Source organism: Bacillus sp. 9.4, assembly GCF_055486415.1.
In genome coordinates this window covers 76,507-103,487 of record NZ_JBVFMU010000006.1, presented here as the reverse complement: position 1 = coordinate 103,487, position 26,981 = coordinate 76,507, and the positions used below count along the sequence as shown (strand labels likewise).

Below are 26,981 nucleotides of genomic sequence, written 5' to 3'. Positions count from 1 at the left end.
TTCGGACACTGCACTTTTTTGCGTATTTGTCATTTTTTTGTTACCCGGCTTGATGATGCTGGGCCTCCGTCTTTTGAAATCCCCTAAGAGCAAAAAACATCAACACAAGCCCAAATAAACATGGGCCGTAAAATGGGATTAGGCCAGGAAGCGTATACAGCAAATAAAGGACAAATCCGCACCCGATCAGCATACAGCCGGTCGTCAGCGGCCTCATGGCGCCAAAAAGCAGTGCCTGCGGAATATATTTGCGAAGCGGGAGCTGGTAATGCACATAAAGGGGAAACACATACATCAGCGCGATGATATACAAAAGCCCTGCAAGCAGCGTGCAGCTTGTTACGGCAAAGGATAGCCAATCCGTACTGGCAGAAAAATAATGATAGTTCGCGGACAATATGAGCAAAAGAGCCGAAAACGCCAATCCGATCGCATTAACCTTGAGAAACTCTTTTTTATAGGTATCGAAAAATAACGGAAATACTGGGACATCCTTTTGCCCCATCAGCCATTTCCTTATAACGGCACACATCGCGGCTGTGCTCGGCGCCCATCCGAAAAGAACGCCGCCCAAAAGTGTAAACAACAGCCACAGCCCGTTGAGCCATGCTATTTTCACCACCGCTTCGCAGCCTGCATAAAGCGCATCCGTTACAGTCGTCTTCATCTTCTCACCGCTTGATGCACGGCAAAATCCCTGTAAGCTGCTTTCATGGGGGCCATCTGCCGGAACCCGATTTTTCCTTTTGTTAACACAGGCCCATATGTGCTGCCGTCGTCCATCCACTCAAGAATGGGCAGACCATTGATTGAAAAGTGCACATAGCCTTTGTCTTTGATCAGCTTCATACGATACGGAGAATCAGCGTCGTCTGGAGAAGGCAGCGGATCGGCCCCCATTGCGGCGAGGTGGAAACCGCGGCTTTTTCTTAAATTGCAGGTGCGGAACGCTCTTTCCTCCGCGTATTTTCTGCGGAAATACGACAGGTGGAGAGCGTTGATGTCCCCCGAATGATACTCAGGGTATTTTCCCGTTCTTTTCTGGAGACTTGGATCAAACAAATCCTCGCCTCCCATTCCCGCAGCAGAAAAAAACAGCATACACAATCCCGGCTGCTCGATCGGAGAGAAGTCCCATGTCACAATGATGCCGTCTGGAAAGGTTTCCGGACACCAAAAGACAAAGTGCGCTTCATCCTGGACATGTGACAGGTGCAAGCTGTGATCGTCAAATGAGATCTGTCCGCCTCCCTCCATCCGCCAGTCCTTCACATCGCTTTTAGACCGGAGCGGATTGCGGTACAGGCACGCGCCTTCTTTATACATGTTCTTTCCCCTCCCGGCTCACAAGATAGTTCTTAAGCGGAAGTCCGAGCTCTTCAATGCCTTCTGCCACAAGCTTCGCAACCTCCATTGCACCTTCTTCCGAAAAATGCGTATTGTCCTCAATGCCGTCCGGGTAATTCGGATGTTCATTTGGCTGAAACCAAACGAACAATCGCTTCGACTCCTCCGGCCCGTATGCTTCATACAGCACCTTTGTTTTCGCAAGCAGATCAATCACAGGTACATCGAGCTCCTTCGCCAGTGCTTTCATCGCATCGGGATACTCACCGAGCGTATGCTCGATCCGTCCGTTTTCATCAAAGCGGCGGCGCTGCACCGATGTGACGAACACAGGATGCGCGCCCTTTTCGCGTGCCGTATCTGCAAACAAGGTAAGAAACTGCTGAAATGCGGAGTACGGCTTCGTCCCCCGCGGTTTTTGGTCATTGTGGCCGAATTGAATCAACAGATAATCGCCTTGTGTGATGTGCTCGGCAATTGCTTGAAGCCTTCCTTCCTCCACAAAAGAATTGGTGCTCGCTCCTCCTTTGGCATGATTGCGGACCAGCACATCTTCAGAAAACAATTGCCCGAATACCTGCCCCCACCCCGCCATCGGCGCTTCATGAGGCGGGCAGTCACTCACAGTGGAATCCCCCGCTAAAAATACTTGAATCGGTTTCTTCATCACATGTTCTCTCCTTTCACGGCGTTTCCTGATACATTTGCCTGAAGACACCCGGCGGCATGCCGACCTGTTTTTTAAAAATCCGATTGAAGTAATTGTGGCGGTAGCCGACTTCTTCTGACACGTCATGAATTTTTTTATTCGTATTGACCAGCAGTTCTTTCGCCTTTTCGATTCTGATCTGGGTCACATAATCGATAAAATTAATGCCGGTCACTTGCTTAAATGCCTTGCTTAACGTATAGGAATTCATGCCAAGCGCATCGGCACAGCTTTCCAATGAAATGTCCGCCATATACTGTTCGTGAATCATCGCAATCACACGTTCTGCCAGCTGCTTTTGCTGTCTGTTTTTTCTGCCCTCAAGCTTGGAAAGGTAAGGCGTCACCACTACATCCATCAGCCAGGCCGCCGCTTCGTTAGGTTCGCGCAATTCTGAAATATCAAGAAATGGATTCCGGTTCTGAAACAGTTCGCTGGGATTGAGCCCGGAATGCAAAATATCCTCCTGAATGCGGGAAAACAGCTGAATCAGGGCGGAATGCACATGCCTGTCTATGGCCGCCTTTTCCGCCAGTTCCCTCATACATCCATCTATCAGTTCCTTGGCTTCCTGTTTTCTTTCCAGACGGATGGCCTGAACAATTTGTTTTTCCAGCTCAAAAGGGTAATAAGGAGCGAACTGCTCATCCCGAGGGAAGTCGGCCTGCAAATCAATGACCTGATCCCGGTTAGCAAATTTCCTGCGGGATTTGCCGCATTTCACATTCTGAAATAAAGAAGGGATTTCCGTGACACGCTCCGTTTTGCTGCTCAATGTCGAGGTCAGGCATAGTCCGGTTACATCCCCAAATTGGCGTGCCAGCTCCGTTATATACGCCTTCAGATCAGAGCTGTTTGTTTTCATCACAAGAACGGTGACAGAAAGCCGGCCTATATCAAGTATGGAGAGCTGAAAAACGTGTTTATCCGCCAATTCCTCAGCCAGATTGGTCAGGGTAAACACGGCAAGCTGTTCATCACCTTCACGGAAGATGCTTTTTTCACAACGGAGCCCTGTCACCTGTAGATCAAGCACATGAAACACGTTTCCGCCGATGTTCCAGCCAGCCTCCTCCATCCGCAATCTGAGGCTTTCCTCGTTGTCATAGTAAAAATCGCCCTGCAAGAGATGCTGCAAAAAACTTTTTTTCATATGGGGCGTCTGCCGCAGGAGCTGCTGTTGGAGCTTCCGGCTTTCAAGGGATAGATCCTGCCATCTCTTTTCAATCCATTTGAATTCATCCTGCCCGGACGCCTGCCATGTTTTCTTCTCTCCTCCGGTAAACAAGCCAAGCAAATGCTGGATGGGACGATAGATTTTTTTTGATGCATACCATGTCATGCACACCGCCAAACCGATGCAAATGACCAGCATCACGATGATCACTTTTGATAAAAACACCATCGGCGCTGTAATAGCTGAAAGAGGCGCCGCTGACACAAAGGTCCATTGCTGATGCATCCGGTTCATTTCTCCAAAGGAGACAGAATACACCTTGCCTTCCCATTCCATCTGAAAATGGCCGTTCTCAGCAGGCTGTTTTTTTATCTCATGAAGTAAAGTCTTTTCAAAATCTTTTTCCCCCTCATGAAACAGCACCTCTCGATTTTGATCTAAAAGCAGCGCACTGCCATCAGGATAGGGGGACAAGCTTTGCAGGATTGATTCCATTTCTTTCGGATCAACCGCCAGCATGATCGCGCCGAACGGTTTCTCAGCCGCGCCCGGAATGAGCTGGATCAGCATCGCTTGATTTCCCGACCGTTTCCAATAAATGCTGTGGTCTGTGGCAAGCAGCGAGCGATACTTGCGAAGGCCCTCTTGTTCTGTCAAAGCGCTGTATTCAGGGCTCAGCACAAGTGGCCGGGGGCTGTTCAGAAAGATGGAAGCCTGCTCGATCAGCGGCTGCTGGTCCCGCAAAAGAAACAGCTTTTTCGTTAATTGATAGGAGAACGTATAATCTTTCTCCAAATCCCTCTCGGCCAATCCGTTCATCAGTGAAGAATCGTAGGCCATCTGGGTGAGAGCCAGTTCAAGCACTCCCAGCTTCTCATCCATTCGGCTGACCTCACGCGCCACCTGTGTTTCATGCGACCTTTGCAGCTCTTTCTCCACCTTGTCGATCGAAAGAAAGTAGATTGCGCCGCCAGTCAGCAATCCGGGAATACAGGCAATCAGCAAAATGAAGACAAAGTTTCTTTTGAAATACGTTCCCTTCCAGCGAGAAACCCGTTCCTTCTGTTGAGGCCGTTTTTTCATCCCTTTCCCCCCGCCGCTGTCTTTACTGATACACGCGTTTTTTCGTTTTCAAAACATCAGCAAGAAACGTCAGCGCAAGTCCCTGCCCCCATCCTTGTATTCGTTTGTAAGGCACCTGTTTGTATCCCTCGGCATTTTTCATGACGGCTGTCCCGGCCGATACCTTGCTGACCCGTCCGTCCTCTTCCACCGCATCCAAAATGGCGGCAAGCGATTTCTGCACATATTTTGTATACAGCTTTCCGCTCGACATCAGAGCAGAAGCAATACCCGCTGATGCCGAAACCTCCAGATAAGAATCCGGATCATCCAAAATCGTATGCCACAGCCCTGATTCATCCTGAAGCCGGACAAGCGCGCTCAGCTGGTCTCTGAGCGATCCGTCGATGATCATAAAGGAAGGATGTGTCACCTCAATAAGGGGGAGCGCCTTTGCCATCGTGAGTGCCGCCCAGCCGTTCGCTCTGCCCCAATAAATCCCCGACAGATGATTTTGCGCTTTGTTGTCCCAGGCGTGGTAGTACAAATTCGTGACAGGGTCCTGAAGCACATCCTCATGTCCGTGAAACTGGCGCAGGCCGTCTTCAAAATAATCCTCACGCTCCATGATCCGCCCGATTCTCAGCATAAACAGCCCAGCCATCATCAGCGTATCCGCCCATGCCTGTTCAGGGAATACGTATTCTGCTGCATTCACCGTATGCTGAAGGATACCCTCGCCAAAGCGCGGCGCCTTATGCAGCACATATTCCGCCATTTCGGCCGCTGTTTCCAAATACACGTCATCACCCGTCACCTTGTGGAGGAACAAAAGCGTATGCCCGATGGAAACTCCGTTGATCGAAAGCGGCGGCAGCCCATCCTCCAGCTGTTCATCCACCCACGTTTTTAACAGATTGATATATTCCTCGTTTTCCGTCGCTTCATAGGCCTCCGCCACACCGTAAAACGCGACGCCGCCCGGCCAATCCCACGCAAAATCCATCTGAAATGTCCGTTTCACGATCCGGTCAATGACGGACGTCACCTTTTCATCATCAAAGATAAGCTGTGCCATCTGCAACACTCCTTTTTATTTTAATCCGGTCGTACTGATGCCCTGAACGATATATTTCTGAAACAAAAAGAAAACAAGAATCACAGGCAATAACGAGACGGCCGACATGGCAAACATCGCGCCCCAGTTCGAAGCCGACTCTGTATCGAGAAAAAGCTTCAGCGCAAGTGAAACAGGGTAAAGCTCCGGCTTATTCAAATACAAAAGCGGCTGAATCAGCTCCTCCCACTTCCAATAGAAGGAGAAAATCGCAGACGTCGCAAGCGCGGGGGCAATCAGCGGGAGAATGATTCGCCAAAAGCAGGCAAAGCGCCCGCATCCGTCGATTCGCGCGGCTTCATCCAGCTCCTCGGGAATCGTCCGGATAAACTGGATCATCAGAAAGATAAAAAACGCATGCCCGAAAAATTGCGGAACGACAATTGGTTTAAAGGAATTCAGCCAGTCTAATTTCGCAAACATAATATACTGCGGAATCATCAACACTTCATGAGGCAGCATTAACGTCCCCATCATGCACGCAAACCAAAATTTTTTTCCCTTAAACGGAATACGCGCAAATCCGTACGCAATGACAGCCGATGACAGGACGGCACCGATTGTTGACAGTCCGACAATGATCGCCGAGTTTTTAATAAACGTCAGAAACGGCTGTCCCGCGATACCCTTCCACCCTTCAGCATAGTTACTGAGAATAAAAGGGTCGGGAATGAGAGAATGTGAGGTTGTAAAAATACTGGCGCTTTCTTTAAACGAGCTGACAAACAGCCAAATGACCGGGTACAGCAGTAACACCGCCAGCGTTGCCGTAAAAACATGGAACAGTATGCGTTTGGGACTGACGCGCCCGGCTTTTTTTCTTTCTAAAACCGGGGCTTTTCTGACAGGCTCGTTGACCGGCTCCATCCGTCATTCCTCCTTTGACTCGTAATGAACCCAATATGACGATGTTTTAAACAATATGAGCGTAATCAGCCCGACAATGACAAGCATGACCCACGCCATCGCCGATGCGTAGCCCATTTGAAAATAGTTAAACGCCCGCTGGAACAAATAGAGCGAATAGAGAAGTGTCCCGTCAAGCGGCCCGCCCTCGCCCTTCGAAATGATATAGGCAGGTGTAAATGTCATAAAAGCAGAAATCGTCTGCATCACTAGGTTAAAGAAAATAATCGGTGTAAGAATCGGAAGCGTGATCTTGAAGAAACGCTGCACCCGATTTGCCCCATCCACACTTGCCGCTTCCAAATAAGAAGACGGAATGTTTTTCAGCCCGGCCAGAAAAATCAGCATTGACGACCCGAACTGCCAGACGGACAGCAGAATCAATGTCCACAGTGCACTTGTCGGATTCTGGTACCAAAGAATTTTTTGATCAATTCCGACAAAAAACAGCAGCGCATTGATGACCCCGTCATTGCCAAAAATATTGCGCCACATAATCGCCACGGCGACGCTCCCGCCGATGATCGAAGGCAGATAAAAGAGCGTTCTGTAAATGGCCGTTCCTTTTGCTGCATTGTTTAAAATGACAGCGATAAAAAGCGCGAAGCCGAGGCGGAGCGGAACCCCGGCAAGCACATACGTAAACGTCACCTTCAGAGACTGCCAATACTTTTCGTCACCCGTAAACATTTCCTTAAAGTTGTCGAGCCCGATCCATTTCGGCGCCGTAAACAAGTCATAGCTCGTGAAGGACAGAAACAGGGACGCCCCCATCGGAATCACCGTAAAGCATAGGAACCCGATGATAAACGGAGAAATAAAAGCATATCCCGCCAGATTGTCTTTTCTTATACTCCGGCTTTTTTTCATTGCGTCAGCCCCATTTCCCGTCAATTATTCCTCTCTAATATCTCATTGGCCTTTTTCCGGAACGTTTTGGCGGCTTTTTCCGGCGATACCTTCTGATACAGAATCTGATCTGACGTATCCTTCAGCAGCTTGATGACCTCCGCGCTTCCCACAGGCTCCGGCGGATCGGCTTTGCTGATGTTTTTTGATGCGGTTTCCACATACTTCACAATGTTGGCTTCTTCCTCATTCAGCTTCGGTTTAATCGCATCCGCCACCTTGTCGGATACTGGCACTCCCCGCTCGCCTTTGATCAGCATGTTTGCCTCTTTATTGTTCACGAAGAAATCAATAAATTTGGCAGCCTCTTTTTTATGCTCAGAGCTTTTCGGAATGGAAAACAGCATACTCGGCTTCAATGTCAGCGCCTTTTCCTTCATTTGCTCCGGCGGCAGATAGAGAGACAGCGGCGAGTCTGTCAGCCGGGCAAAGCCCAAATATTGATTGGAGTAGTTCCATGTAATCGCTGATTTGCCTTTGACGATAAAATCGTCTTCCATCCCTTTAATCTGTGCGCTTTCATCAGGTGTTGGGGACGTTTTCGCTTTCACCAGCCTCAGCTGCCGCTCAAAGTAATCGACAAACAGCTGATCATCTTGATACGCGAGGCCAGTGCCGTCTTCTTTATAAAAGCGCTCACCCTTTGTGCGCAAATAATAAGGGAAGAAAATATCAGGCGGATGCATTCCGTTGGAACCGTAGACACCGGCTTTTTCCTGAAGATCATACGCCAGCTTCTCGTAATCCTCCCACGTCCAGTTTTCCTGATTGATAGACACACCGGCTTTTTTCAGCAAATCTTCATTGGCAATCACAGACAGCACGTTGACACCTAGCGTAAATCCATAAAGCTTATTGTCGATTTTTCCGCCCGACAGCATATTCTCGTCGATTGAACTGACGTCAATCGTTCCATCCTTTGTATACGGCGTTAAATCCTCCAGCTGGTTCTTCTTTCCGTATTGGGCTAAGTAAGCGGTATCCATTTGAATGACATCCGGAAGCTGTCCGGCGGCAGACATGGGCGCGAGCTTTTTCCAGTAGTCATCCCAGTTCGCAAATTCCGCTTCAATATGGACGTGCGGATTCTTTTTCTCGTAAAGTTCAATTACCTTTGTTGTATAATCATGCCTTGGCTGCCCGCCCCACCACGCGATTCTGAGTGTAACGTCTTCTTTTTTTCCCGAGGCCTCTTCACCTGCTGAACATCCGCTGAACAAAAAGACGCAGACAAGGGATAACAGCACGTAACAAATCTTCTTCAAACTAATCCCCCCTTTTAATGTAAGTGCTTACATTTTATTTTAAAGCGTTCGGATAGGGCGAAACACTCAAAAAACAGTGGCGAAAGTCAAAAAAACAGAGATGGCTATCCTGCGGAAGCGCCTCCCTGTTTTCTTCTGAATTCTGACGGTGTCAGACCGGTATATTTTTTAAAAACAAGACTGAAATACTTCGGATTATCGCCAAACCCGATTTCTTCAGCAATTTCTGATACACTCGCATCCCGCCTCATTTTCATCTGTTTCATCGCATGTTCAAGACGCACTCGTGTAACATATTGGGAAAATTTCTCGCCTGTTTCCTGCTTAAATAACTTCCCGAGATAATCAGGATTCATAAACAACATATCCTTCGCCGCCCATTTTAAGGACAGATTCGGATTTCCGAGCTCGTCGGCAATAAGCCTGATCATTTTCGAAATCACTGCGCTCCCATGCAGGTCACCAGACGCTTCAGCTGTGTCACGAAACAGCTGCCCCGCGTGCCGGAGTTCTCCCGCCTGACTGATGGCCAGCTTGCGGGTTGCAAAAACCTCCGCCACCTTTTCAGCGGCGTTCTCCTCTACGGCGAGTACGGTCCATTCTCCGCTGCTGCAAACCGCTGTCAGTGCCGACCCGAGTGCCTCTCTGGCTGCGGCATCAATAGATTGTTCCCCTTTTAAGATCAAGAGGCGGATCTTTTTTCCGGCAAGTGAAGGCGGCGGAGAAAGCTGGGCCACACCGGCGATCAAGCCTTCCAAGTATTGATCGGCTGCAAAGGAACGGATATGGTCGAGCTCGTGTTTTAGATGGGCTGTTTTCTTTTTGTGCACATCTTGCCGCTTCAGCTCAGCAATGATTTCCTCCAGCGAGCTGATAATCTGCTGCTCATTGCAGGGTTTCAGCAAATAATGCTTCACCCCATATTTCATGGCTTCCTTTGCGTACTCAAACTCTCCAAACCCGGACAGGACGATAAATTGCACCGACGGGCTGACGGCTGACACCTTTTTGATCAGCTCAAGCCCGTCCATGCCGGGCATTTTGACGTCTGTGATGACGATATGCGGCTGCTTATGTACAATCTTTTCATATGCTTCATGTCCGTTCTGCGCTTTTCCGATCAATGAGGCGCCAAGCGACTCCCACTCAATGATTCCCGCCATTCCATCAAGGATAATCCTCTCATCATCAGCCAGCAGTATTTTATACATCACACCACCTCATTTCGGCACGGTATTGTGATCACAATCCTCGTCCCCTTTTCATGCTCACTATGAATCCGCAATCCGTATGGCTCTCCGAATGTCAGGCTGATGCGCTCGCGAATATTCCAAAGTCCGATTCCTCTTCCCCCCGTTGATTCAAGAATCCGTCCATCCATGCCAGGGCCGTTATCTTCGACCGTAATACAGACACAGCCCTTCGCCTTTTTCGCCTGAATCCGGATGGCGCATGGCCTTGTAAAGGGTTCAAGCGCGTATTGAATCGCATTTTCCGCAAGCGGCTGGAGCGTCAGTTTCGGAATGAGGCAATGCTTCACCTCATCGTCAATATCCAACGTGAAATTCAGGCGCTCTTCAAATCGAAATCGCTGAATGGTCATATAGTGACGTACAATGTCCGCCTCCTCCTGAATGGTCACGATATCCTTTTTCATATGTATGCTGTTTCGCAGAAGAAAACCGAGCGATTCCACCATTTTTGAGATTTGCTTTTGCTGATTCGCCTTAGCCAGCCAATTGATGGACTCGAGCGTGTTATATAAAAAATGCGGATTGATCTGGGCTTGCAGTGCTTTCAATTCGGTTTCTTTAATAATGAGCTGTTTTTCCACATTTTCTTCCATCAGCTCATTAATCCGTTTCATCATGACAGTAAAATGGCGGTTCAGCATGCCGGCCTCATCCTGTGTATGTTCCGGCAGAGAAAGCGACACACCTGCTTCAATGCCGCCGTGCTGCACCGATTTCATCGCGGTCACAAGCTGTTCAATCGGCTCCGTGATGCTGTTGGCGATTTTCCTTCCGAAAAGCAAAACCACACAGAAAAAGAGAAGAAAGCATGTGCCGATCACTGTTTTCATAAAGGAAATTTTTGCGAACATCTGATCAAAGGGGATAACGTTATAGTAGCTCCAATTTTGGTAGGATGATTGAAGGTAAGAAATAAAGTAACGTTTGCCATTCTTTTTTATCAAGTCATAACCGGGGTGCTTCAGCGTCTCTTTTGCTGCCTCAGGAACATGCGCTGATGCATGTGCCGTATACACCAAATTACCGCCTTGGTCAGCAATCATAATGTCTCCGACTGAATCGCCCCAATCCTTCGGCACATCACGAATCATCTGTTTTACATTGACCTGGATCAGCACCATGCCCAAGCCGTTCAAACTCAGCTGGTGATAGGACCTGATCTGCCGTGCTGAAATCAGGACAGGATCTGACCCGCCGAGCGTCATCCAAAGATTTCTTCCATTTTTCGCTTTCGCTCGCTTAAATACCTCTTCCTGCTCCTGCTGCAAAAGATCTGAAGAACTGCTTCCGGCTGAATACTCTGAGCCGCGGGCATCAATCACATGAATGGAATCGATGTACTTTTCATCGCTGGCATATCCCGCAAGCTGATCCCACAGCTCCTGCTTCATTTGATATTGATCATACGTATCATCCCGATTTTGCATACTCATGATGCGCTGAATCTGTTCGTCTGTAATGATTTCATATGACACATCCTCTATCTTCTTCAGCTCGTCTTCGATCCTTTCAGAAGACATCCGAAGCACCTCCGAGGACTTGCGGTAAATCTGCTCATCATACACATGAAAGGCATACTGGACCCCGCTGTATACAAACAGAAAGGATACGGCCATAATCAACGATAGAAACACAAACAGCTTATCCTTAATCTTCATCCGCCTGTACCAGCCAGCAACTCTTTTCTTCATGCCGCCTTTTCTTTCTCCTGCCGCTGATCCATTGACCGAAACGCTTTAAAGGACAGCTTCGTTAAGATCAGGCTGAGTAAACTCCCGCTGAAAAACAATAGAAACGTGACATGAAACAGAACGAGACAAAGCACACCGACAGCGCCCGCCGCCATCAAAAGCGTTACCGCCGGACGGCTGAAAGCAATGAAAAAGCTGATGCTCAGCACCTCTCTGATTTTTACGTCAAAATGAGAAAATACCGGGAACACATACAGCACAACAAACGCGAAAATCAAACTAATGCTCAGGAATACATTGACGAGCACAGGCTGGTCCATCTGAGCCGCTATCCGCATATCCGCAAACAGAAACAGGGCAGCCGTCACAACGATAAGCCCGAGGATCTGTGATGCCCGCCATTCCTTTTTAAACGTCCGAAAAAAGACAGAAAACACCGGGGCATCTGTATTCCCCTTCGCCCATTCTCTCGCCACTGTAAACATCGCGGCAGTAGCGGGCATCAGCCCAAACACAACCAGGCCTGCAAGAGAAAACAAAATCCAAAGCACATTCAAATAGGCCAGTCTCATCACCCACGTACAAAAACGATTCAGCCCATTTGTCACACTGTGTATCATCAACATCACCTTCCCACTTTGGAAAACGCTTTCATTTTAAAGTAATATGTATTTCTCCTTTCGAAAGAAAATTCCTGCCGGTCTGTGAAAATTTCGACATGATGAGAGACAGCAGCAGCCTTATCTTTTCCAGTAACGCCGGATGGCCTTATCGATCAAATATCCGGCAATGGCTCCGAAAATGACATTGAATCCAAGCATTCCGAGCGCAGCCCCTTCCCAGCCGCGTACACGAGGCTGTACCAGATCGCAAACACACCAAGGACGATCAGCCCGGCCAACATCCATTCCGGCCGACTTTTGTCAGGAAATCTCATCCGCATCAAAACGGATACGCCAGCAAACAGACAAGCCGTCACAATCCCTGTCACAGATAATATTGGCCACACATCGCCTGCCTCCCTTTTAGAAAAAGACAAAAAAGCCCCCTGCAAAGGACGCTTATTCTGCCGTAATCTCTTTCTCAAACAAATGATATCCGGACGCATCAGCACCCATGAATTCATATCCCATACGCCGATAAAAGGAATGCAGGGCGTCGCTATCAGCGACACAGTCAAGCCGGATCCGCGTTTTTTCCGGAAAGTGTATGCCCGTCTCCGCCCACTGAAGGACGCGGGCTCCTAGCCCCTGTCCCGCAAACCGGCGGCTTACTGCGAGGCGGTGCAAATAAATGGACTCCTCATGCCCATCGTCTCCCCAAAGCGTCCGGTCCCACTCGCTCGGTTCAGGCAGCAGCATCACGACAGCCGCAAGCTCTTCATCTTTTTTAAACACAAACACATGTCCCTTTTCAATTGACCCCGTGATATCATGTATATCTTGCCCTTTCAGAAGTCCGCTCCATTGGTTAGAACCCCGATCCCGGAGCCATTCAGCTGTTCGGACGAGCAACCCGGTAATCGATTCTGCATCCTCATAGACGGCCGGACACGCGTAAAATCCATCTGCAATCGTTTCGTTCTCAATCTTAAAAGCTGACATAAAGGCCTCCCAATCAAAAAGTAAGCTTGCACACACACCTTGATTATAATGCAGACCAAACTGCAAAAACAGACCATTTTCTCTGTATGTAAAAGGGTGTATGAAAGAGAGGCCAATCTGCCTATTAGAAAATCTTCTTTTTATCCCGTTCTTCTTTTAAAATTTCAACCGCTTCTCTGAAGCGCATAGAGTGTACGATTTCACGCTCACGCAAAAAACGCAGGGAATCGTTTAAATCAGGATCATCCGAAATATCAATCAGCCATTGATACGTCGCCCGCGCCTTTTCTTCTGCGGCAATATCTTCGTATAAATCGGCAATCGGATCGCCCTTCGCTTGGATATAGCTCGCGGTAAACGGCACGCCCGCCGCATTATGATAAAAAAGCGCGCTGTCGTGATTGACGTAATGATCGCCAAGCCCAGCTTCACGCAGCTGCTCCGGTGTGGCGTCTTTCGTTAACTTATAGACCATGGTCGCAATCATTTCCAAATGGGCAAACTCCTCCGTGCCGATATCTGTTAAAAGGCCGATGACCTTATCAGGAATCGTATAACGCTGGTTCAAATACCGGAGAGCCGCGGCCAGCTCGCCGTCCGCTCCGCCATACTGCTCAATCAAATACTTCGCCAGCGTCGGGTTGCACGTACTGACCTTGACAGGGTATTGCAGCTTCTTTTCATACACCCACATTCAGGCATTCCTCCTTATACTTGCCACGGCCATGGCCCTTTTCCCCAATCCCAATCCTTGCCCGCGGGGCTGTTGCCGAACTGCAGAAGCGGTCCGTAAGAGGATTCGAACTGTCTTTTTAAGTGCCTTGAATAGCCGGAATATTGATTGAATTGCTTCAGCGCATCTTCATCATGAGGATGTGTATTCAAATAAAGACTCAGCTCAACAAGCACAAAATCAGCAGCCTGTATTTGCTCTAGCTGACGATAATATTCGGCGTCAACCTTTTTTGCCATGTGTGTCTCCCCCTCGATAAGGGTTTTCATAAAAATCATAGAGATCCTTCCAAAGGGTGCCTTTTCTCAAAGCCTCCATCGGCGAAAACTGCTCCATATGCTCAGGCTGAAAGGTCATATAAAGGTTAGGGGGCGTTCTGTAATATTTCTTCCCTATGGGCGGACAGGGATCAAAACGGCTGTGAAAGGGCGTATATGATTTGACAGGCGTAAACGGCTGCATATCCTTCATTCCGGCTCCTCCTTTCTCAAAAACAATGACCTTAATAGGTATGAGGCAGGAGGCATGATTATGACTGAAACACGACTTAGCTTTTTCAATAAGAAGACCTTCGGAAGCGCCGAAGGTCTTTCTAGACTATTTAGTCCGAAATAAGATCAGTGTTTCCAATACACAGCATGAGCAGCCGCAAACTCTGACAGCGAACGAGGTTCTTTTCCCGTCACACGCTTCACTGTATCCGTTACCCGATGTTCCGCACCATGGCTGATTGCCTCATCAAGCCCCGCCATAAATTCCGCATAGTTAGCCGGCAAACCAGCTGCCTCCATCCGATTCTGCAGCTCGGAACGAGAAATGCTGACATGCTCCACCCGGCGTCCCGCCGCTGCACCGATAATCTCTGCCGCTTCGGCATAGCTCAGCGCCTCGGGTCCTGTCAGGATATGATGTGTTTGATGAGGAACACCATCAATTAAAGCGCGCACGGCTGTTTCTGCGATGTCATCAGCATCAATGAATCCTAGCTTTCCCTCGCCCGAAGCCGTGATAATGCGCCCCTCAGTTTGAATCGACATTCGATGCTGGACATTGATGAAATTTTGCATAAAGTATGAAGGCCGCAGCACCGTCCATTCTGGAAACTCACGCACTGCCTGATGAAGCGCGCCAAACACGGGGCCATTCTCAGGGACAACAGACGCACTTAGCATCACTACACGCTTTGCACCGAGACGCTTTGCCTCCTTTAAAAAGGGGAGCACATAGGGAGCCGGATCAAATACACCGACCGGAGCAACAAGATAGATCTGTTTTACCTGTTCCAGAGCAGGCGTAAAACTGGAGGCGTCCTTCCAATTAAAATACACATACTCAGCATCAGCAAGCGCGCCCTTTTTCCGGCTCGCAATACGCACCCTGTGTCCCAGCTCTATTAAACGACTGGCGATTCGGCTGCCGGTTGTGCCGGTCCCGCCTGTGATTAAAATCGGATTCTGTTTCATCGTTTTCCACTCTCCTCTGTTTGCAAAAATGATCCTCCAAAGGCCTCTTTTACAACAAGCGGATTCCAATAATCCTTATAACGCACAATGCGGCCATCTCTCGTTTCGATGACACTGATATAACTTTGGCGATAAGGCAGCCCAGTTTCAACCACATGGCCGTCACATTGAAACTCCGCAATCATCGTATTCGTATCTGCTGAACGGTACACTGTCGGAGCGGTAAATGAAGAAAGATGAATCTGCTTAGGATAATCTTTAATATAATCGTAAATGGCCGCTTTTCCTTCTATTCTTTTTGGTGATCCCTCCGGCGCATAAGGAAACTCAAATACAGCATTCTCATCCCAAAGCTCCGTCCAGCTCTTCATGTCCTTCTCAAGCATATAAGCCATAAACTTTCTCAATGTTTCACATGCTTTTTCAAACTCATTCATCAACATTCATCATCACCTCATTTTTATTTCTAGACTATTCAGTCCAAAAAGTACATACATGGGCAAAGAATCCTTTACCACATGTTAATCAAGCACTGATAAACTCACGTCAACATGGTCCTGAAGCCGATCTATATCAGCCGTCACTTTCGCAACAAATGTCAGAGACAGCCTGCTTTGATTCAGGTACCGGGCAAGCGCAGATATATCAGTATCTTCGCCATTCAATTCTCCTTGATCCTTCGCTCTTAAAAGCGCCTGATAAAAAGCGTCCTCAAGCTGCTTGGATTGTCTGTCAAAATACCGGGCAAGCTCAGGGTCATGCGGAATCTGTTCAATCGCGCTGTTAATGATATAGCACGCCTTCGCCCGTTCAGGATCCCTCAAAGCATTGACACCTTCTTGAAAAATATTACGAATGGCTTCCTTTACAGATCCTGGCGCTTCAAGCCTTTCCATAACGGCAGTGTTTTTCCCTTCAAGATACGTTTTCACAGCGGACAAAAACAAATCACGCTTCGTGCCATACGTATCATACAAACTTTGGCGCGCAATGCCTAAATGAGAGAGCAGATCCTGAAGAGACGTTCCTTCGTAGCCATACTCTCCAAAAACCTCTATCGCCCTGTGAAGAACAAGCGCCGTATCAAATTCTTTATTCCTCCCCAAAAAACGGTCACCTCCTGAAACAAATGTTACCAGTTTCCAGACTGAATAGTCAAGAAAAAAGCTAAAAAAAACACTCTTGATCTGCAAGAGTGTCCTCTTTTTATCATCATCTTCTTTATTTATAACCGTCTTTTCCCCAGTGGCCCATATGGTGGTGATGGTGGCCATAATGACCATCATGATGGTGGTGATGATTATCCTTTCCAACATGGTGATGATGGTGATGAAGATTATCTTTTCCATCATGATGATGGTGATAATAGTGGTGATGGCCATCATTTTCATGGTGCATGTTCGGATAACTTACAGTTCCCGGAGAGCCTCCATAGCCGCCGCTTGGGTAACCGCCGGATCCTCCGTACGTTCCATATCCCGGATAGCCGCCGACTCCTCCATGTATGCCGTGATCTGGGTAGCCTTGCATGCCATAGCCCGGGTGGCCTCCATACATGCCATAGCCCGGATAGCCTGTGCTTTGCATGCCATAGCCCGGGTGGCCAATACCAAAGCCCTGATAATGACCAAAACCAGGTCCGCCATACATATGTCTTGTATCAGTCATATTCACTCTCTCCTTCACATAGGTTACAGTCCAGAGTATGAGAATATATTACAGATCGTATAGGCGGCCGCCTACATACAGCTAAAACAATTTCCGGGACAAAAAAAGCAGGCCATAACAGCCTGCTCACTCCTTACTCACCTAAATCAACGTTATGATATACCTGCTGAACATCTTCCAAATCTTCTAATGCATCAATCAATTTTTCAAACTGTTCCTTTGCATCATCCGGAAGCGTTACTTCACTTTGCGCAAGCATTGTCAGCTCCGCTACTGTAAATTCCTCGACACCCGCGTTTTTAAACGCCTCTTGCACCGCATGGAATTGATCAGGCTCGGCATACACGATCGCGCTGTCATCCTCTTCTAAAATGTCACGTACATCAACATCCGCTTCCATCAGGATTTCAAGCGCTTCGTCAACCGTTTTGCCTTCCACACCGATTACAGCCGTCGCGTCAAACATGTAAGCAACAGATCCGCTCACACCCATGTTTCCGCCGTTTTTCCCGAACGCCGCACGCACTTCCGGCGCCGTACGGTTTACATTATTCGTCAGCGCATCAACGATAATCATTGATCCGTTCGGCCCGAAGCCCTCATAACGAAGCTCATCGTAATTCTCTTCCGCTCCGCCCTTCGCCTTCTCGATCGCACGTTCAATGATGTTTTTCGGCACGCTGTAAGTCTTCGCACGCTCAAGCACAACCTTCAGTGCCTGGTTGGATTCCGGATCAGGCTCGCCCTGTTTCGCCGCCACATAAATCTCACGGCCAAACTTCGCATAAATCCGACTCGTATTTGCGTCCTTAGACGCCTTCTTCTCTTTAATATTGTTCCACTTACGGCCCATGATGTTCCACTCTCTTTCATATATATCAATCTAAATACTGTTATTCACTTTATCCATTATACCTCAAATGGTTTGGTTGTTTCGAGTGTCTTGCGTTAGAAATAGAAGGAATGCCGCGATGTGGAAAATGGAACGTCTTCCGTAAAGCAAGAAAAAGCCCTAGCTAAGGGCTTTCTTCTGATCACTGAGTTTGTAAGGGGAATGATCGATATACGTCGTATTTCGATCTGTTGATTCCTTAAATCCGCCGGAGTTTGTCAGGGTTGGAAACGACATGCTTCCGAAAACTAGAGTAACAGCCAGACACATCATCACTTTTTTCTTAATAGGCATATAAACACTCTCCTTTTAGAATATCTTCTTGGGCTTTCAGCACTTTCCGATAAAACGCAGCGGCTTGTTCAAAGTGACAGCTGCTTTCAAAAACAGCGGCAGCACTCCGGGCACATGCTTCAATGTACGCGTGCAGGTTCTTTTTTTCGAAATAGCTTAAAAGATCATGAATTTTTCGTTCATCAACAGTCTCCTTGTACACGGCCTGCAAGAACAGAAACAATTCTTTATAAAATTTGTGAGAACGTGCTGTGATATGGTCTAATCCTTCCTCTATGAACTGAAACGCCTTCTGTGTTTGGCCCGCTTTACATAATGTCCAGCTTAACCCAAACAAGACTTTCGGAAGCAGATCAGGGACTTTCTCTCTGCTTACTTTCGCCGCTTTTTGGAAATGTTCTACAGCCATCTGATCGTCTCCTGATCTGTCATAGCTGTTTGCAATGTTCAATAGAGAAATGGCGATAAACCTGTCATTTTGAATGTCCATTGCCAATTCCAGCGCCGCCTCTAAATGCGGGAGCGCTTTATCATAATGTTTGAAATCATCATAGTTGCCGGCGATCACAAACAAGCTTTGTATCGTTCTAATGCTGTATAGAGGATGGTTTTGATAAATGTCCAAGGCTTGAAGAATATGATGCATCGACACATGGGTTTGCTTCATGTGATAATACGCTTCTGCCACTTTAAAATGGAATTCGGCTTTCTCAATATCATCTGACACAAACGGCAGTTCTTTCTCCGCCTCGCGATAATATCCGATCGCTTCCACATATTCTTTTTGGTCAAATTCATACATGCCACGGAAAAACAAAGAGTAGTATTTCAAAAGGCCTGTGAGTTTTTTCTGAGGGGTCTCAATCGTTTCAAGAAGCTCTGTCACTGTAGGGCGATTCCCGTATGTTTGTCCCGGCTCCAAATAATCAAGCATCAGCTGGTGCCGAAAACACATCAGAGAATAATAGATCAGCAAATCCTGGTCTTCTTCCATTTGCTGAATGTCCTGCTCCACCTCCGCTTTCAGAATCTCAGCATCCGGAACACTGAACTGGCGAATCATTTTATACCATTCATTAATCTTAACACCTACACGCGAAGACGGTATGGCTTGACTCAACGGCTTCCCTCCTTCTCTATGAGATATGTCATATTCTATCAATCCCAAATTTTGAAAACAATATAGAAGGAAGAAATTGTTTTTTCATCCTGTCAATTTGTTTTTTTCATAAAAAAGAACCCTTTATGCAAGGGTCCCATGTCAATCTTATTTCAAATACGTATTCACCAGCTCGTAACAGCGCTGATTCTTCGTTTTACTTGTTCTAAAAAAGCAAATACGTCCTTAGCAGGCATCAGGTTTTCCAGCAATTGAATGACATTCTTTTTCCCCACAATTAACTCCTGATCTTTTAACATTACAGGCGTTTCCTTAAACACATGCCAAGGATAAAATAACCTGAGAAAAGGATCTGAAAAATAAATCCCTTTGTCTGTTAATGTGATGCCATCTGTTTGCTTCACGGGAAAAGTACTCCAGAAGGAGATCATCTCCTGATCCTTAGGAATATGCAGCCGTTTTCTCAATCGTACCTCTCTCTTTTCAGAAATCTCGTTACCGACCAGTAGCCCATTGGTCAAACCGAACATCTTGTCATGGCTGTTCTGAAACAAAATACTGATTTCCCTCAATTCACTGGCAGAAACAGATACATGATCTATCCGGGGTTCCGTAAGCAAATCCAAGCCATTTTCACTAAGAAATTGCTGAATTATCCTCAACAGCTCTGCCAACAGATCCGCGGGATATGAACTGAAGCCGACATCAAAAACCTCTACTCCATCAAACCAAATCTCATAATCATCCGTCGATTTAATCGATTGGATATCAGTGAATGCTTCCCAAGTCACACATCCCTCTTGTTCTCCAAATCTCTTCCAGTACAATCCCTTACTCGTAAACATAACAAAGCTTTTCGCTTTACTTCCCATGGAACAATTCAGTAAGGCCGTCACCGTTTCTTTCTTCGATAACGGGAATAACTCACACGCATATGTCAAAAGCTCCTCAGGGACAAATCCGGTAAAGAACTTATCTTTTTGATACATTGAACACAAATCACTCAAATATGAACCACCCATTGCTTCATCGTCCTCCTTTTGGTTCATATACGCGTACTTTGAATGAAAGTTTCATAGAATTTCGACACTGTTATCAGCAAAGATCAACTCTTGAACAAAAAAGAAAAAGACGCTAAGAGCTTTCACTTTAATCAACCACAACAAAATCCTGAACCTTCACCTGTTCCTCAGGCAAATCAAACTGATAAAGCATCTTCTTAGAATGGATATCAAACACACCCACATACCCGCCGATGCCCTTTTTATGCTCTTCCTGGGCAACTATATACAATAGATTCCCCTTAAACTTCGCTTCCATATAAGGGAAATTCAAACTATATGTATGAAAAGAAAATTCCTTCCCATACTCCAGCAAGTTCGCCTCACCCTCTTTGTCCTCGTACGTAACGTAAAAACTGCCGCTTTCTTTGTCATAATACACAGTATCTGCATATTCAAGATCTTCAGGATACGCAATATATGTCGTCTTCCATGTCCCTTTTTCAATCACAGTCAATTCATGCTCCGAGCTCGCAACAATAAATTCCTTCGAGTCTGCGAATTGATCAGCGTATGAGGCTAAGCTCAGGGTCTCAATCATTTCCTCTGTTTTTCTGTCAATCACGTAAATAGACATGCTTTGAATGATATAAATATAGTTCTCATCACTGGCCCCCATCGTGACAAGCGAAGGCAAGGTAAGGGTATATTCCTTTTTCGTTTTTCTGTCGTTTATGTGGATCTCATTTCCCGTCGTATCAACATTATAGGCCTTAACAGTAACAGAGACATCCTTCCCCTCATACCAAAACGCAAATGGATCTGACAGCGGATGCTCTTTGATCGCATCCTTCTCCAGCGTGTAGTAAAAAGGCTCGTGTTCCGCCAATAATACAAGGTCTGTTGATGCATAAGATTTCGTTTGAATATAAGGCACATCCGCCACCTTAAACGTACGCCTGTTAAACCGTTCGCCTGTTGAGGTTGAAAGCAGCACGCTTTCTTTTATGAAAGGATTGGAGTAAATAAAAAAGATGCGGTCTTCTTCGGGGTGGATGGCGGAAGATTGGACAGGAATACTGTCTTTATTGCGTAACTGAACATACAGAACAAACAGGATGATGCATACCATTAACCCTAATAAACCAAATGTAATCCATTTTTTCTTCATCATCATGCTCCTTAAAAACAATATAGAATACAAACTTCCAAAAAATGTGTAGCGACAATACATTTCGACCATGTTTCCGCCAATCCCTCCACGAATAAAGACACATGCCAAATGACTCATTTTTCCACTAAAACACGTTCTCACCCCCACCCTTATCCCACCCCGTGGTAAAATTTGTGATATTGAGCGAACAAAAGAAGGGAAATGGTCATGAAAGTATTTGAAGCGAAAACACTGCTTTCGGAAGCGATAGACCGTGCAAAAGAGTACAAAGAACTAAGAACGCAAATGGTAAATTTGAGAAAAGCGTTAAAAAGCGTCGCTGATCTCAGTGACAGCGAATTTTCAGGAAAAGGCGCCAGCAACATCAAAGCCTTCTATCACGACCACGTCGGCGTCACCGACCAATGGATCGACTACATCGACATGAAAATCGCATTTTTCAACAGCATCGCCGGAGCCGCCGAAGACAAAGGCCTCTCAGACGCATACATCGAAGAATCCTTTCTGGAGCACGAACTGGCAAATGCCAATAAAAAATCAAAGTCCATCATGTCTGAACAGAAAAAAGCGATGAAAGACATACTGAACGATATCAACGACATCCTCCCGCTCGACCTGTTTTCAACAGAAACCTTCAAAGACGAGCTGGCCGATGCCAACGACAAACGCAAAAAAACACTGGAAAAATTGGACGCCTTGGACGAAGACCTGCAGACTGAATACGCCCTGTCAGAACCAAACGAACAATTCATCAAATCCGACTTCCAAAAGCTCCAAGAAGCAACGGGCAAAGGCAAAAACGCAACACCCATCCACTACAACGCCAAGGCGTACCGTGAGAGTGACATACATAAGAAAAAAGGCGACATTGAAAAGCGGACTGAGGCTTACTTGAAGATTAAGAAAGAGGAAGCGAAGGAACGCGAGATCAAAGACTTAAAGAAAAAGCTTGCGGAAGGTGTATCTGACCCTGATGAATATTTAGAAATTGCGAAGAAGATTGGATATGAGAATCTTGAATATTATCAACAACAGTATGTGATACAATTAGAAACGGCTAAACAGGAAGCTAAAATTTTAAAAGGAATTGGTGAGGGATTATACGATTTTGGCAAAGACACTGCTCTTGGTGTGAAGGATATGATTTTAAATGCACCAGAGACAATTAACAGTGTATACAAATTTTTAAACTCCTCTCCCACCCAACAACTTGCAACAGTTACATTTACGGGAGTTAATATATGGGCAGCGTTATCCGATTCATGGAAGCGTGATATGGTAAACGGAGACGCAGAGTCAAGATCACGTTGGATCACCTATTCCCTGGCCACTGTTGTAACAGCACTTATTGGAACTAAAGGTATAGATAAAGTTGGAAAGCTAGGAACACTCACAGCAAAAAAAAACATTACAAAAGGAAATGAAGCACTTGTTACTACATCTAGAATGATTAGTGACTCATTTCATAACGGATCAGTTCAATTTGCATTTTCGGGGGATCTAAATCGAATTCAAGATATTCATAATACATTAGATACAAAACCTCTGAAAGATATCACCGAGAAAAATAGTGTACTATATCAGTCCAATAGCGGAAAAAATACAAGTGTTAGCACCAATCTAAAAGTCGTTACAAATGCACGCAGAGGTGCTTTTAAAGAAGCTAAAAGAGATGCGGGAATTCCTGTTGTTCAGCAACCATTTGATGTAAAAACAGAACCAATGCGAACTGCAGCCCATGAAGGTGGACATGTGATAAAAGATAAACAAGGTAATGTTATATACACGCGAGAATATTACTTTAAAAACAATAAAGGTGAAACAATTATTATCCAAGATCACAGTGCTGGCCATGAAAAAGGTGGACAAGGACCCCATTTTAACGTAAGACCAAGCGATAACCCCCGAACTGGAAGTATTGATGGTACAAAAGATCATTACGAATTTAATAAATAGATATGAGGTGTTAATATGTGGCATGAAGCTTTAGACAAAAACATAGCGATTTGTAATTTATACAACAAGGTACCTGAATTAAAAAATGTTAGAATTGCAGAGATTAATATTCTTCAAGAAGGCGACAAGGTTAGCATTAAATTTGATATGCCATCACACGCTGATAATCCGCCAAAAAAATGGAGCCTTTTAAATTATAACACCACCGTTATTGAAATTGACTTATTTGAAATAAAGGAAATTAGCATTAAGTCACTAAGCAGAAATTTCAGCGGAAACATAGAGATTGAAAAGATAGACGATGAAATCGAAGTTAACATAACAGGCACAGTTGAGGCTAGAATAAAAGCTGTTGCAGGACTTGTGCAATCTGTGGGAGGATATCATAATAATATTTGATTGAATTTCTATTTATTGTGGTTTATAAAGCAACCTACTAGTAAGCCCTTTTAATCGAGGGCTTATAGTTTTAATAGAAGGCGTTCACTTTGAGGGTTAGATATGATTTAATACAGCTCTATTAACAATTACAGCAATAAAAACAATTAATAAAAAGATCCAACCCCTATAGTGAAAAACATATTCAAAAGATATGAAGTGGCAAAATTCTTTATGCAACATTCATCCGAGGAGCAATTCGAAGAAGGAGAAGGGGTTTTCTTACATTAAAAATAAATTAGGCACTCTGACAAGAGCATATCTAGCATCAGCAAACGACTACATGAATCCTATCCAAACATAAAAGCTTCTAAAAAGATGGTGAAAAGTTTAAGAACGGACATCTGATAACTCCTCCGCCTTTTTCTAAATGAACAGTTCTCACTATCGTATTACCGAGAGTCAATAATACCCTTAAAACTATTGATTGCAGTAATAGACCTGCTATAATCAATAATTAAAGGATTAATACTTCTAGAAAACAATGTAAATAATTTCACTAACTTTTTATTTGACAACCATAGATCTCTTTAAGATCTGAAAAGGTTATTTCTATACCTATACGTTTCAATTGATCCTTTCGCTGGTCAAACAATTTCTTTAAAAGTGTTTCTTTATCTTCATCTCTACCTAAATGTATAAGACGATGACAAAGTGGACATAAACTTACCATGTTCTCTAGTTGATCTAAGTCATATTGGAATTCATCTTGCTTAGCTATAGGCACAAGATGATGACACTCAACAAAAGGCTTATTGGTAGATTTAGAGATAAATGTTTTATGGGAGTCGTCAATTTCGCAAGTGTAATTTGAAAGCATCATTGCCATTGAGGCTAGGCTTGCATTCCTTGTCCATTGCTTTTGTCCACCTTTATTATAAATTGGTTCTGGACGTACTTTTTTTTGATTTACTTCATATGTCTTTTTTACACTCTCAGATATAATAAAATGCTGAACTGCTAGCTGATATTCTTCTTCATTATTCGTATCTTCCGTATACAATCCGTCTTCCTGTAATAAAATGAAATCATTAAACTGTTCTATCGATCTCTTTCCAATCAACCCTTCTATTTCTTTGTATGCAATTAACAAATCTTGTAAATCGGTTATCAATGTTTCCTTACTAGGTATATTGTTCACATCATAGTATCGTCCACATATATGTCCAAGTTCATACCCTCTAGCAAGATCACCCTTGCCTTTTAAATCAATATTTAATAGATTCATGTTTTTAGGTATAGTATTTAATTTCCCTCTAATTATAGAAGCTGTTTTTTTTATTTTTTCCTTCCCCAGCTTTGTTCCATATTTATCTTTAAAATATGTCCAACCTTGATTCAAACTAATGTAAAAACCGCTGCCATCTGCATTAAACAAGTATACAATATAGTACCCTCTTGTGGCTGAAATCGTTAAGTTCTTAATAAAGACAGAGATCCATGGAACCTCAGCCCATCTACCTTGTCCTACCGAACCTACTATATGATAAATTTTTCGATCCAATTCGGCGTCTTTAAAAAGAGACTCCTTTATCTTATGACGAACAAGTGTCCCTAAAGGATGGTCTTTAAACATTTCCCTTTTAGCTTTATGATATTCTGTTATTACTTTAATCATTTTTTCTAGTATGGTTAAATTTGAATCATCTAAAACTTTAGCCACTATTTCAAACACCTCTATATATAAATGAGATACCTAAAGACGACGTAATCATATAAAAAGCCTCTCCTGATGTTGGGAGGCTTTAGTTTTTTTAAAAATTTCTTATATATCTTTTCTCTCAAGCACAGCCACACACTCCACATGATTCGTATGCGGAAACATATCCACAGGCTGCACTTCGAGCGTCTGATACCCTCCATCCTCCAGCATCCGCAAATCTCTTGCAAGCGTGCCAGGATTACAGGACACATACACCACCCGCTTCGGTTTCATCTCCACAATTGTCCGCAGGAGGGCTTCGTCGCAGCCTTTTCTTGGCGGGTCGACGACTAGCGTATCTGCCGTGATGCCTTCTTCATACCACTTTGGAATTACGGTTTCCGCTTCTCCGACCGCGAACTCTGCGTTTGTGATGCCGTTGAGCTCGGCATTTCGTTTGGCGTCTTCAATCGCTTCCGGCACAATCTCTACTCCGTACACTTTTTTCGCTTGCTTCGCCAAGAAGAGAGAAATCGTTCCGATTCCGCAGTAGGCGTCGATGACGGTTTCTTCACCTTGAAGCTCCGCATATTCAAGCGCTTTGTCGTAGAGCACTTTTGTTTGCTCCGGGTTGACCTGATAAAACGATCTGGCGGAGATGGCGAATTTGACGTCTCCGATGAGGTCGTAGATGTATTCTTCGCCCCAGATGACGTTTGTTTCATTTCCGAAGATGACGTTTGTTTTGTTTGGGTTGATGTTTTGCACAATTGATTTGACGTGCGGGAACGCTGCTGTGATGTCTTCGATGATCTTCGCTTTGTGCGGGAAGTCGTTCGTTCTTGTGATGAAGACGATCATCATTTCGCCCGTCACGACGCCGTATCTGACCATGATGTGGCGGAGCCAGCCTTTGTGGCGTTCTTCGTTGTAGGCTTTGACACCGTATGTGGCACAAATGTCTTTGACGGCTTGGACGGCTTCGTCGTTTTTGGATTGCTGGATCAGGCAGGCGCTCATGTCGATGATGTCATGGCTTCTTTGCTGATAGAATCCGGCGACGAGTCCGCCTTCCCGTTCTCCTACCGGCACCTGTGCTTTGTTTCTATAGTTCCACGGGTCTTCCATGCCGAGTGTCGGGTGCACGGTGACGTTTGACAGGTCCAGCTTGCCGATGCGTTCTAAGACGTCTTTGACTTGTTTCTGTTTAAACAAGAGCTGGCCTTCGTAGGTCATGTGCTGAAGCTGGCAGCCTCCGCATTGTTTGTAGATCGGGCATGGTGCGTCGGTTCTATGCGGACTTTCTTCCTTCAGTTCGATCAGGCGGCCGAAGGCGAAGCCTTTTTTGACGCGTGTGACTTTGATTTGGGCTTTTTCCTCCGGCAGGGCGTTCGGCACGAAGATCGGGAAGCCCTGTACCTTTGCGACGCCCGCTCCTTCATGCGTCAAATCCTCAAATGTCACGTCATAGTATTTGTTTTTTTCTACTGGGGGTTTCATCTTCATGTATGTTCACCTCTTGTTTTAAGCGAAAGAAAAACTTGGCCTATTCAAGCCAAG

28 protein-coding genes and 2 pseudogenes are annotated in these 26,981 nt (G+C 45.6%); 3 read left to right on the top strand and 27 right to left on the bottom strand.

Annotated features, from left to right (window positions below):
- Window positions 1-40 precede the first annotated feature (40 nt).
- The 25 genes and pseudogenes from ACZ07B_RS19875 to ACZ07B_RS19755 form a co-directional block, all read right to left on the bottom strand.
- Window positions 41-667 carry a YesL family protein gene (locus ACZ07B_RS19875; RefSeq protein ID WP_464877584.1) on the bottom strand — a complete coding sequence of 209 codons (627 nt, stop codon included), beginning with the start codon at window positions 665-667 and terminating at the stop codon, window positions 41-43.
- Window positions 664-1,326: a YesU family protein gene (locus tag ACZ07B_RS19870; RefSeq protein WP_217003328.1), complete on the bottom strand. Its 663-nt coding sequence runs from the start codon at window positions 1,324-1,326 to the stop codon at window positions 664-666. The genes ACZ07B_RS19875 and ACZ07B_RS19870 overlap by 4 nt, the downstream gene beginning before the upstream one ends.
- Window positions 1,319-2,017: a rhamnogalacturonan acetylesterase gene (gene rhgT, locus ACZ07B_RS19865; protein WP_464877583.1), complete on the bottom strand. Its 699-nt coding sequence runs from the start codon at window positions 2,015-2,017 to the stop codon at window positions 1,319-1,321. Before rhgT ends, ACZ07B_RS19870 begins: the two co-directional genes overlap by 8 nt.
- Window positions 2,018-2,030: 13 nt before the next feature.
- Entirely contained in the window at window positions 2,031-4,316 is a 2,286-nt protein-coding gene (yesS, locus tag ACZ07B_RS19860) for a transcriptional regulator YesS (protein WP_464877582.1), read from the bottom strand.
- Window positions 4,317-4,338: 22 nt separating this feature from the next.
- Complete coding sequence (yesR, locus tag ACZ07B_RS19855; protein WP_019712810.1) at window positions 4,339-5,373, bottom strand: rhamnogalacturonyl hydrolase YesR; 1,035 nt, start codon at window positions 5,371-5,373, stop codon at window positions 4,339-4,341.
- Window positions 5,374-5,388: 15 nt separating this feature from the next.
- Window positions 5,389-6,279: a carbohydrate ABC transporter permease gene (locus tag ACZ07B_RS19850; RefSeq protein WP_015252615.1), complete on the bottom strand. Its 891-nt coding sequence runs from the start codon at window positions 6,277-6,279 to the stop codon at window positions 5,389-5,391.
- Between the two features lie 3 nt (window positions 6,280-6,282).
- Window positions 6,283-7,212: a carbohydrate ABC transporter permease gene (locus tag ACZ07B_RS19845; protein ID WP_003233835.1), complete on the bottom strand. Its 930-nt coding sequence runs from the start codon at window positions 7,210-7,212 to the stop codon at window positions 6,283-6,285.
- Window positions 7,209-8,492 (bottom strand): ABC transporter substrate-binding protein, encoded by a 1,284-nt coding sequence (locus ACZ07B_RS19840; RefSeq protein WP_464877581.1) that lies wholly within the window; start codon window positions 8,490-8,492, stop codon window positions 7,209-7,211. Before ACZ07B_RS19840 ends, ACZ07B_RS19845 begins: the two co-directional genes overlap by 4 nt.
- Before the next feature lie 104 nt (window positions 8,493-8,596).
- The gene (gene yesN / locus ACZ07B_RS19835) at window positions 8,597-9,703 is read right to left on the bottom strand and encodes a two-component system response regulator YesN (RefSeq protein WP_021481266.1); all 1,107 of its coding nucleotides are present in this window, start codon (window positions 9,701-9,703) and stop codon (window positions 8,597-8,599) included.
- Window positions 9,703-11,436: a two-component system sensor histidine kinase YesM gene (gene yesM / locus ACZ07B_RS19830; RefSeq protein WP_086343545.1), complete on the bottom strand. Its 1,734-nt coding sequence runs from the start codon at window positions 11,434-11,436 to the stop codon at window positions 9,703-9,705. The genes yesN and yesM overlap by 1 nt, the downstream gene beginning before the upstream one ends.
- The gene (locus ACZ07B_RS19825) at window positions 11,433-12,062 is read right to left on the bottom strand and encodes a YesL family protein (RefSeq protein WP_072173406.1); all 630 of its coding nucleotides are present in this window, start codon (window positions 12,060-12,062) and stop codon (window positions 11,433-11,435) included. Before ACZ07B_RS19825 ends, yesM begins: the two co-directional genes overlap by 4 nt.
- A gap of 114 nt (window positions 12,063-12,176) precedes the next feature.
- Window positions 12,177-12,475: pseudogene (locus tag ACZ07B_RS19820) on the bottom strand (YesK-like family protein).
- 22 nt (window positions 12,476-12,497) lie between these two features.
- Complete coding sequence (locus ACZ07B_RS19815) at window positions 12,498-13,040, bottom strand: GNAT family N-acetyltransferase (RefSeq protein ID WP_014479097.1); 543 nt, start codon at window positions 13,038-13,040, stop codon at window positions 12,498-12,500.
- A gap of 124 nt (window positions 13,041-13,164) precedes the next feature.
- A complete protein-coding gene (gene cotJC, locus ACZ07B_RS19810) occupies window positions 13,165-13,734 on the bottom strand; it encodes a spore coat protein CotJC (RefSeq protein ID WP_003233850.1) in 570 nt (189 codons plus the stop codon).
- Between the two features lie 14 nt (window positions 13,735-13,748).
- Window positions 13,749-14,012, bottom strand: a complete 264-nt coding sequence (gene cotJB, locus ACZ07B_RS19805; RefSeq protein ID WP_003219491.1) for a spore coat protein CotJB — start codon at window positions 14,010-14,012, stop codon at window positions 13,749-13,751.
- On the bottom strand, window positions 13,996-14,244 hold the full coding sequence (cotJA, locus tag ACZ07B_RS19800; RefSeq protein WP_464877580.1) for a spore coat-associated protein CotJA: 249 nt from the start codon (window positions 14,242-14,244) through the stop codon (window positions 13,996-13,998). The genes cotJB and cotJA overlap by 17 nt, the downstream gene beginning before the upstream one ends.
- A 146-nt stretch (window positions 14,245-14,390) precedes the next feature.
- Entirely contained in the window at window positions 14,391-15,236 is an 846-nt protein-coding gene (locus ACZ07B_RS19795) for an NmrA family NAD(P)-binding protein (RefSeq protein ID WP_464877579.1), read from the bottom strand.
- Window positions 15,233-15,679, bottom strand: a complete 447-nt coding sequence (locus ACZ07B_RS19790) for a nuclear transport factor 2 family protein (RefSeq protein ID WP_032722988.1) — start codon at window positions 15,677-15,679, stop codon at window positions 15,233-15,235. Before ACZ07B_RS19790 ends, ACZ07B_RS19795 begins: the two co-directional genes overlap by 4 nt.
- 78 nt (window positions 15,680-15,757) lie before the next feature.
- Window positions 15,758-16,342 (bottom strand): TetR/AcrR family transcriptional regulator, encoded by a 585-nt coding sequence (locus ACZ07B_RS19785; protein WP_464877578.1) that lies wholly within the window; start codon window positions 16,340-16,342, stop codon window positions 15,758-15,760.
- Between the two features lie 115 nt (window positions 16,343-16,457).
- The gene (gene yeeK / locus ACZ07B_RS19780; RefSeq protein ID WP_015715466.1) at window positions 16,458-16,904 is read right to left on the bottom strand and encodes a spore coat protein YeeK; all 447 of its coding nucleotides are present in this window, start codon (window positions 16,902-16,904) and stop codon (window positions 16,458-16,460) included.
- A 133-nt stretch (window positions 16,905-17,037) separates the two neighbouring features.
- Window positions 17,038-17,757, bottom strand: a complete 720-nt coding sequence (locus tag ACZ07B_RS19775; RefSeq protein ID WP_464877577.1) for a YebC/PmpR family DNA-binding transcriptional regulator — start codon at window positions 17,755-17,757, stop codon at window positions 17,038-17,040.
- Window positions 17,758-17,916: 159 nt separating this feature from the next.
- Window positions 17,917-18,090, bottom strand: a complete 174-nt coding sequence (phrH, locus tag ACZ07B_RS19770) for a phosphatase RapH inhibitor PhrH (RefSeq protein WP_003242557.1) — start codon at window positions 18,088-18,090, stop codon at window positions 17,917-17,919.
- On the bottom strand, window positions 18,080-19,210 hold the full coding sequence (gene rapH / locus ACZ07B_RS19765) for a response regulator aspartate phosphatase RapH (protein ID WP_015715464.1): 1,131 nt from the start codon (window positions 19,208-19,210) through the stop codon (window positions 18,080-18,082). Before rapH ends, phrH begins: the two co-directional genes overlap by 11 nt.
- Window positions 19,211-19,374: 164 nt before the next feature.
- A complete protein-coding gene (locus ACZ07B_RS19760) occupies window positions 19,375-20,217 on the bottom strand; it encodes a hypothetical protein (protein ID WP_445214540.1) in 843 nt (280 codons plus the stop codon).
- Window positions 20,218-20,359: 142 nt separating this feature from the next.
- Window positions 20,360-21,382 carry a hypothetical protein gene (locus ACZ07B_RS19755; RefSeq protein ID WP_464877576.1) on the bottom strand — a complete coding sequence of 341 codons (1,023 nt, stop codon included), beginning with the start codon at window positions 21,380-21,382 and terminating at the stop codon, window positions 20,360-20,362.
- Window positions 21,383-21,592: 210 nt separating this feature from the next.
- On the opposite strand from ACZ07B_RS19755, the gene ACZ07B_RS19750 reads away from it, so the two are divergent.
- From ACZ07B_RS19750 to ACZ07B_RS19740, 3 genes and pseudogenes are all read left to right on the top strand, one after another.
- Window positions 21,593-23,341, top strand: a complete 1,749-nt coding sequence (locus tag ACZ07B_RS19750; protein ID WP_464877575.1) for a T7SS effector LXG polymorphic toxin — start codon at window positions 21,593-21,595, stop codon at window positions 23,339-23,341.
- Between the two features lie 15 nt (window positions 23,342-23,356).
- Window positions 23,357-23,740 carry an Imm50 family immunity protein gene (locus tag ACZ07B_RS19745; protein ID WP_070548667.1) on the top strand — a complete coding sequence of 128 codons (384 nt, stop codon included), beginning with the start codon at window positions 23,357-23,359 and terminating at the stop codon, window positions 23,738-23,740.
- 127 nt (window positions 23,741-23,867) lie between these two features.
- Window positions 23,868-24,083 (top strand): annotated as a pseudogene (locus ACZ07B_RS19740) (hypothetical protein).
- A 195-nt stretch (window positions 24,084-24,278) separates the two neighbouring features.
- On the opposite strand, the gene ACZ07B_RS19735 reads toward ACZ07B_RS19740, so the two are convergent.
- Complete coding sequence (locus ACZ07B_RS19735; RefSeq protein ID WP_268556194.1) at window positions 24,279-25,442, bottom strand: MrcB family domain-containing protein; 1,164 nt, start codon at window positions 25,440-25,442, stop codon at window positions 24,279-24,281.
- A 102-nt stretch (window positions 25,443-25,544) separates the two neighbouring features.
- Window positions 25,545-26,927, bottom strand: a complete 1,383-nt coding sequence (gene rlmD, locus ACZ07B_RS19730) for a 23S rRNA (uracil(1939)-C(5))-methyltransferase RlmD (protein ID WP_464877574.1) — start codon at window positions 26,925-26,927, stop codon at window positions 25,545-25,547.
- Between the last annotated feature and the right edge of the window lie 54 nt (window positions 26,928-26,981).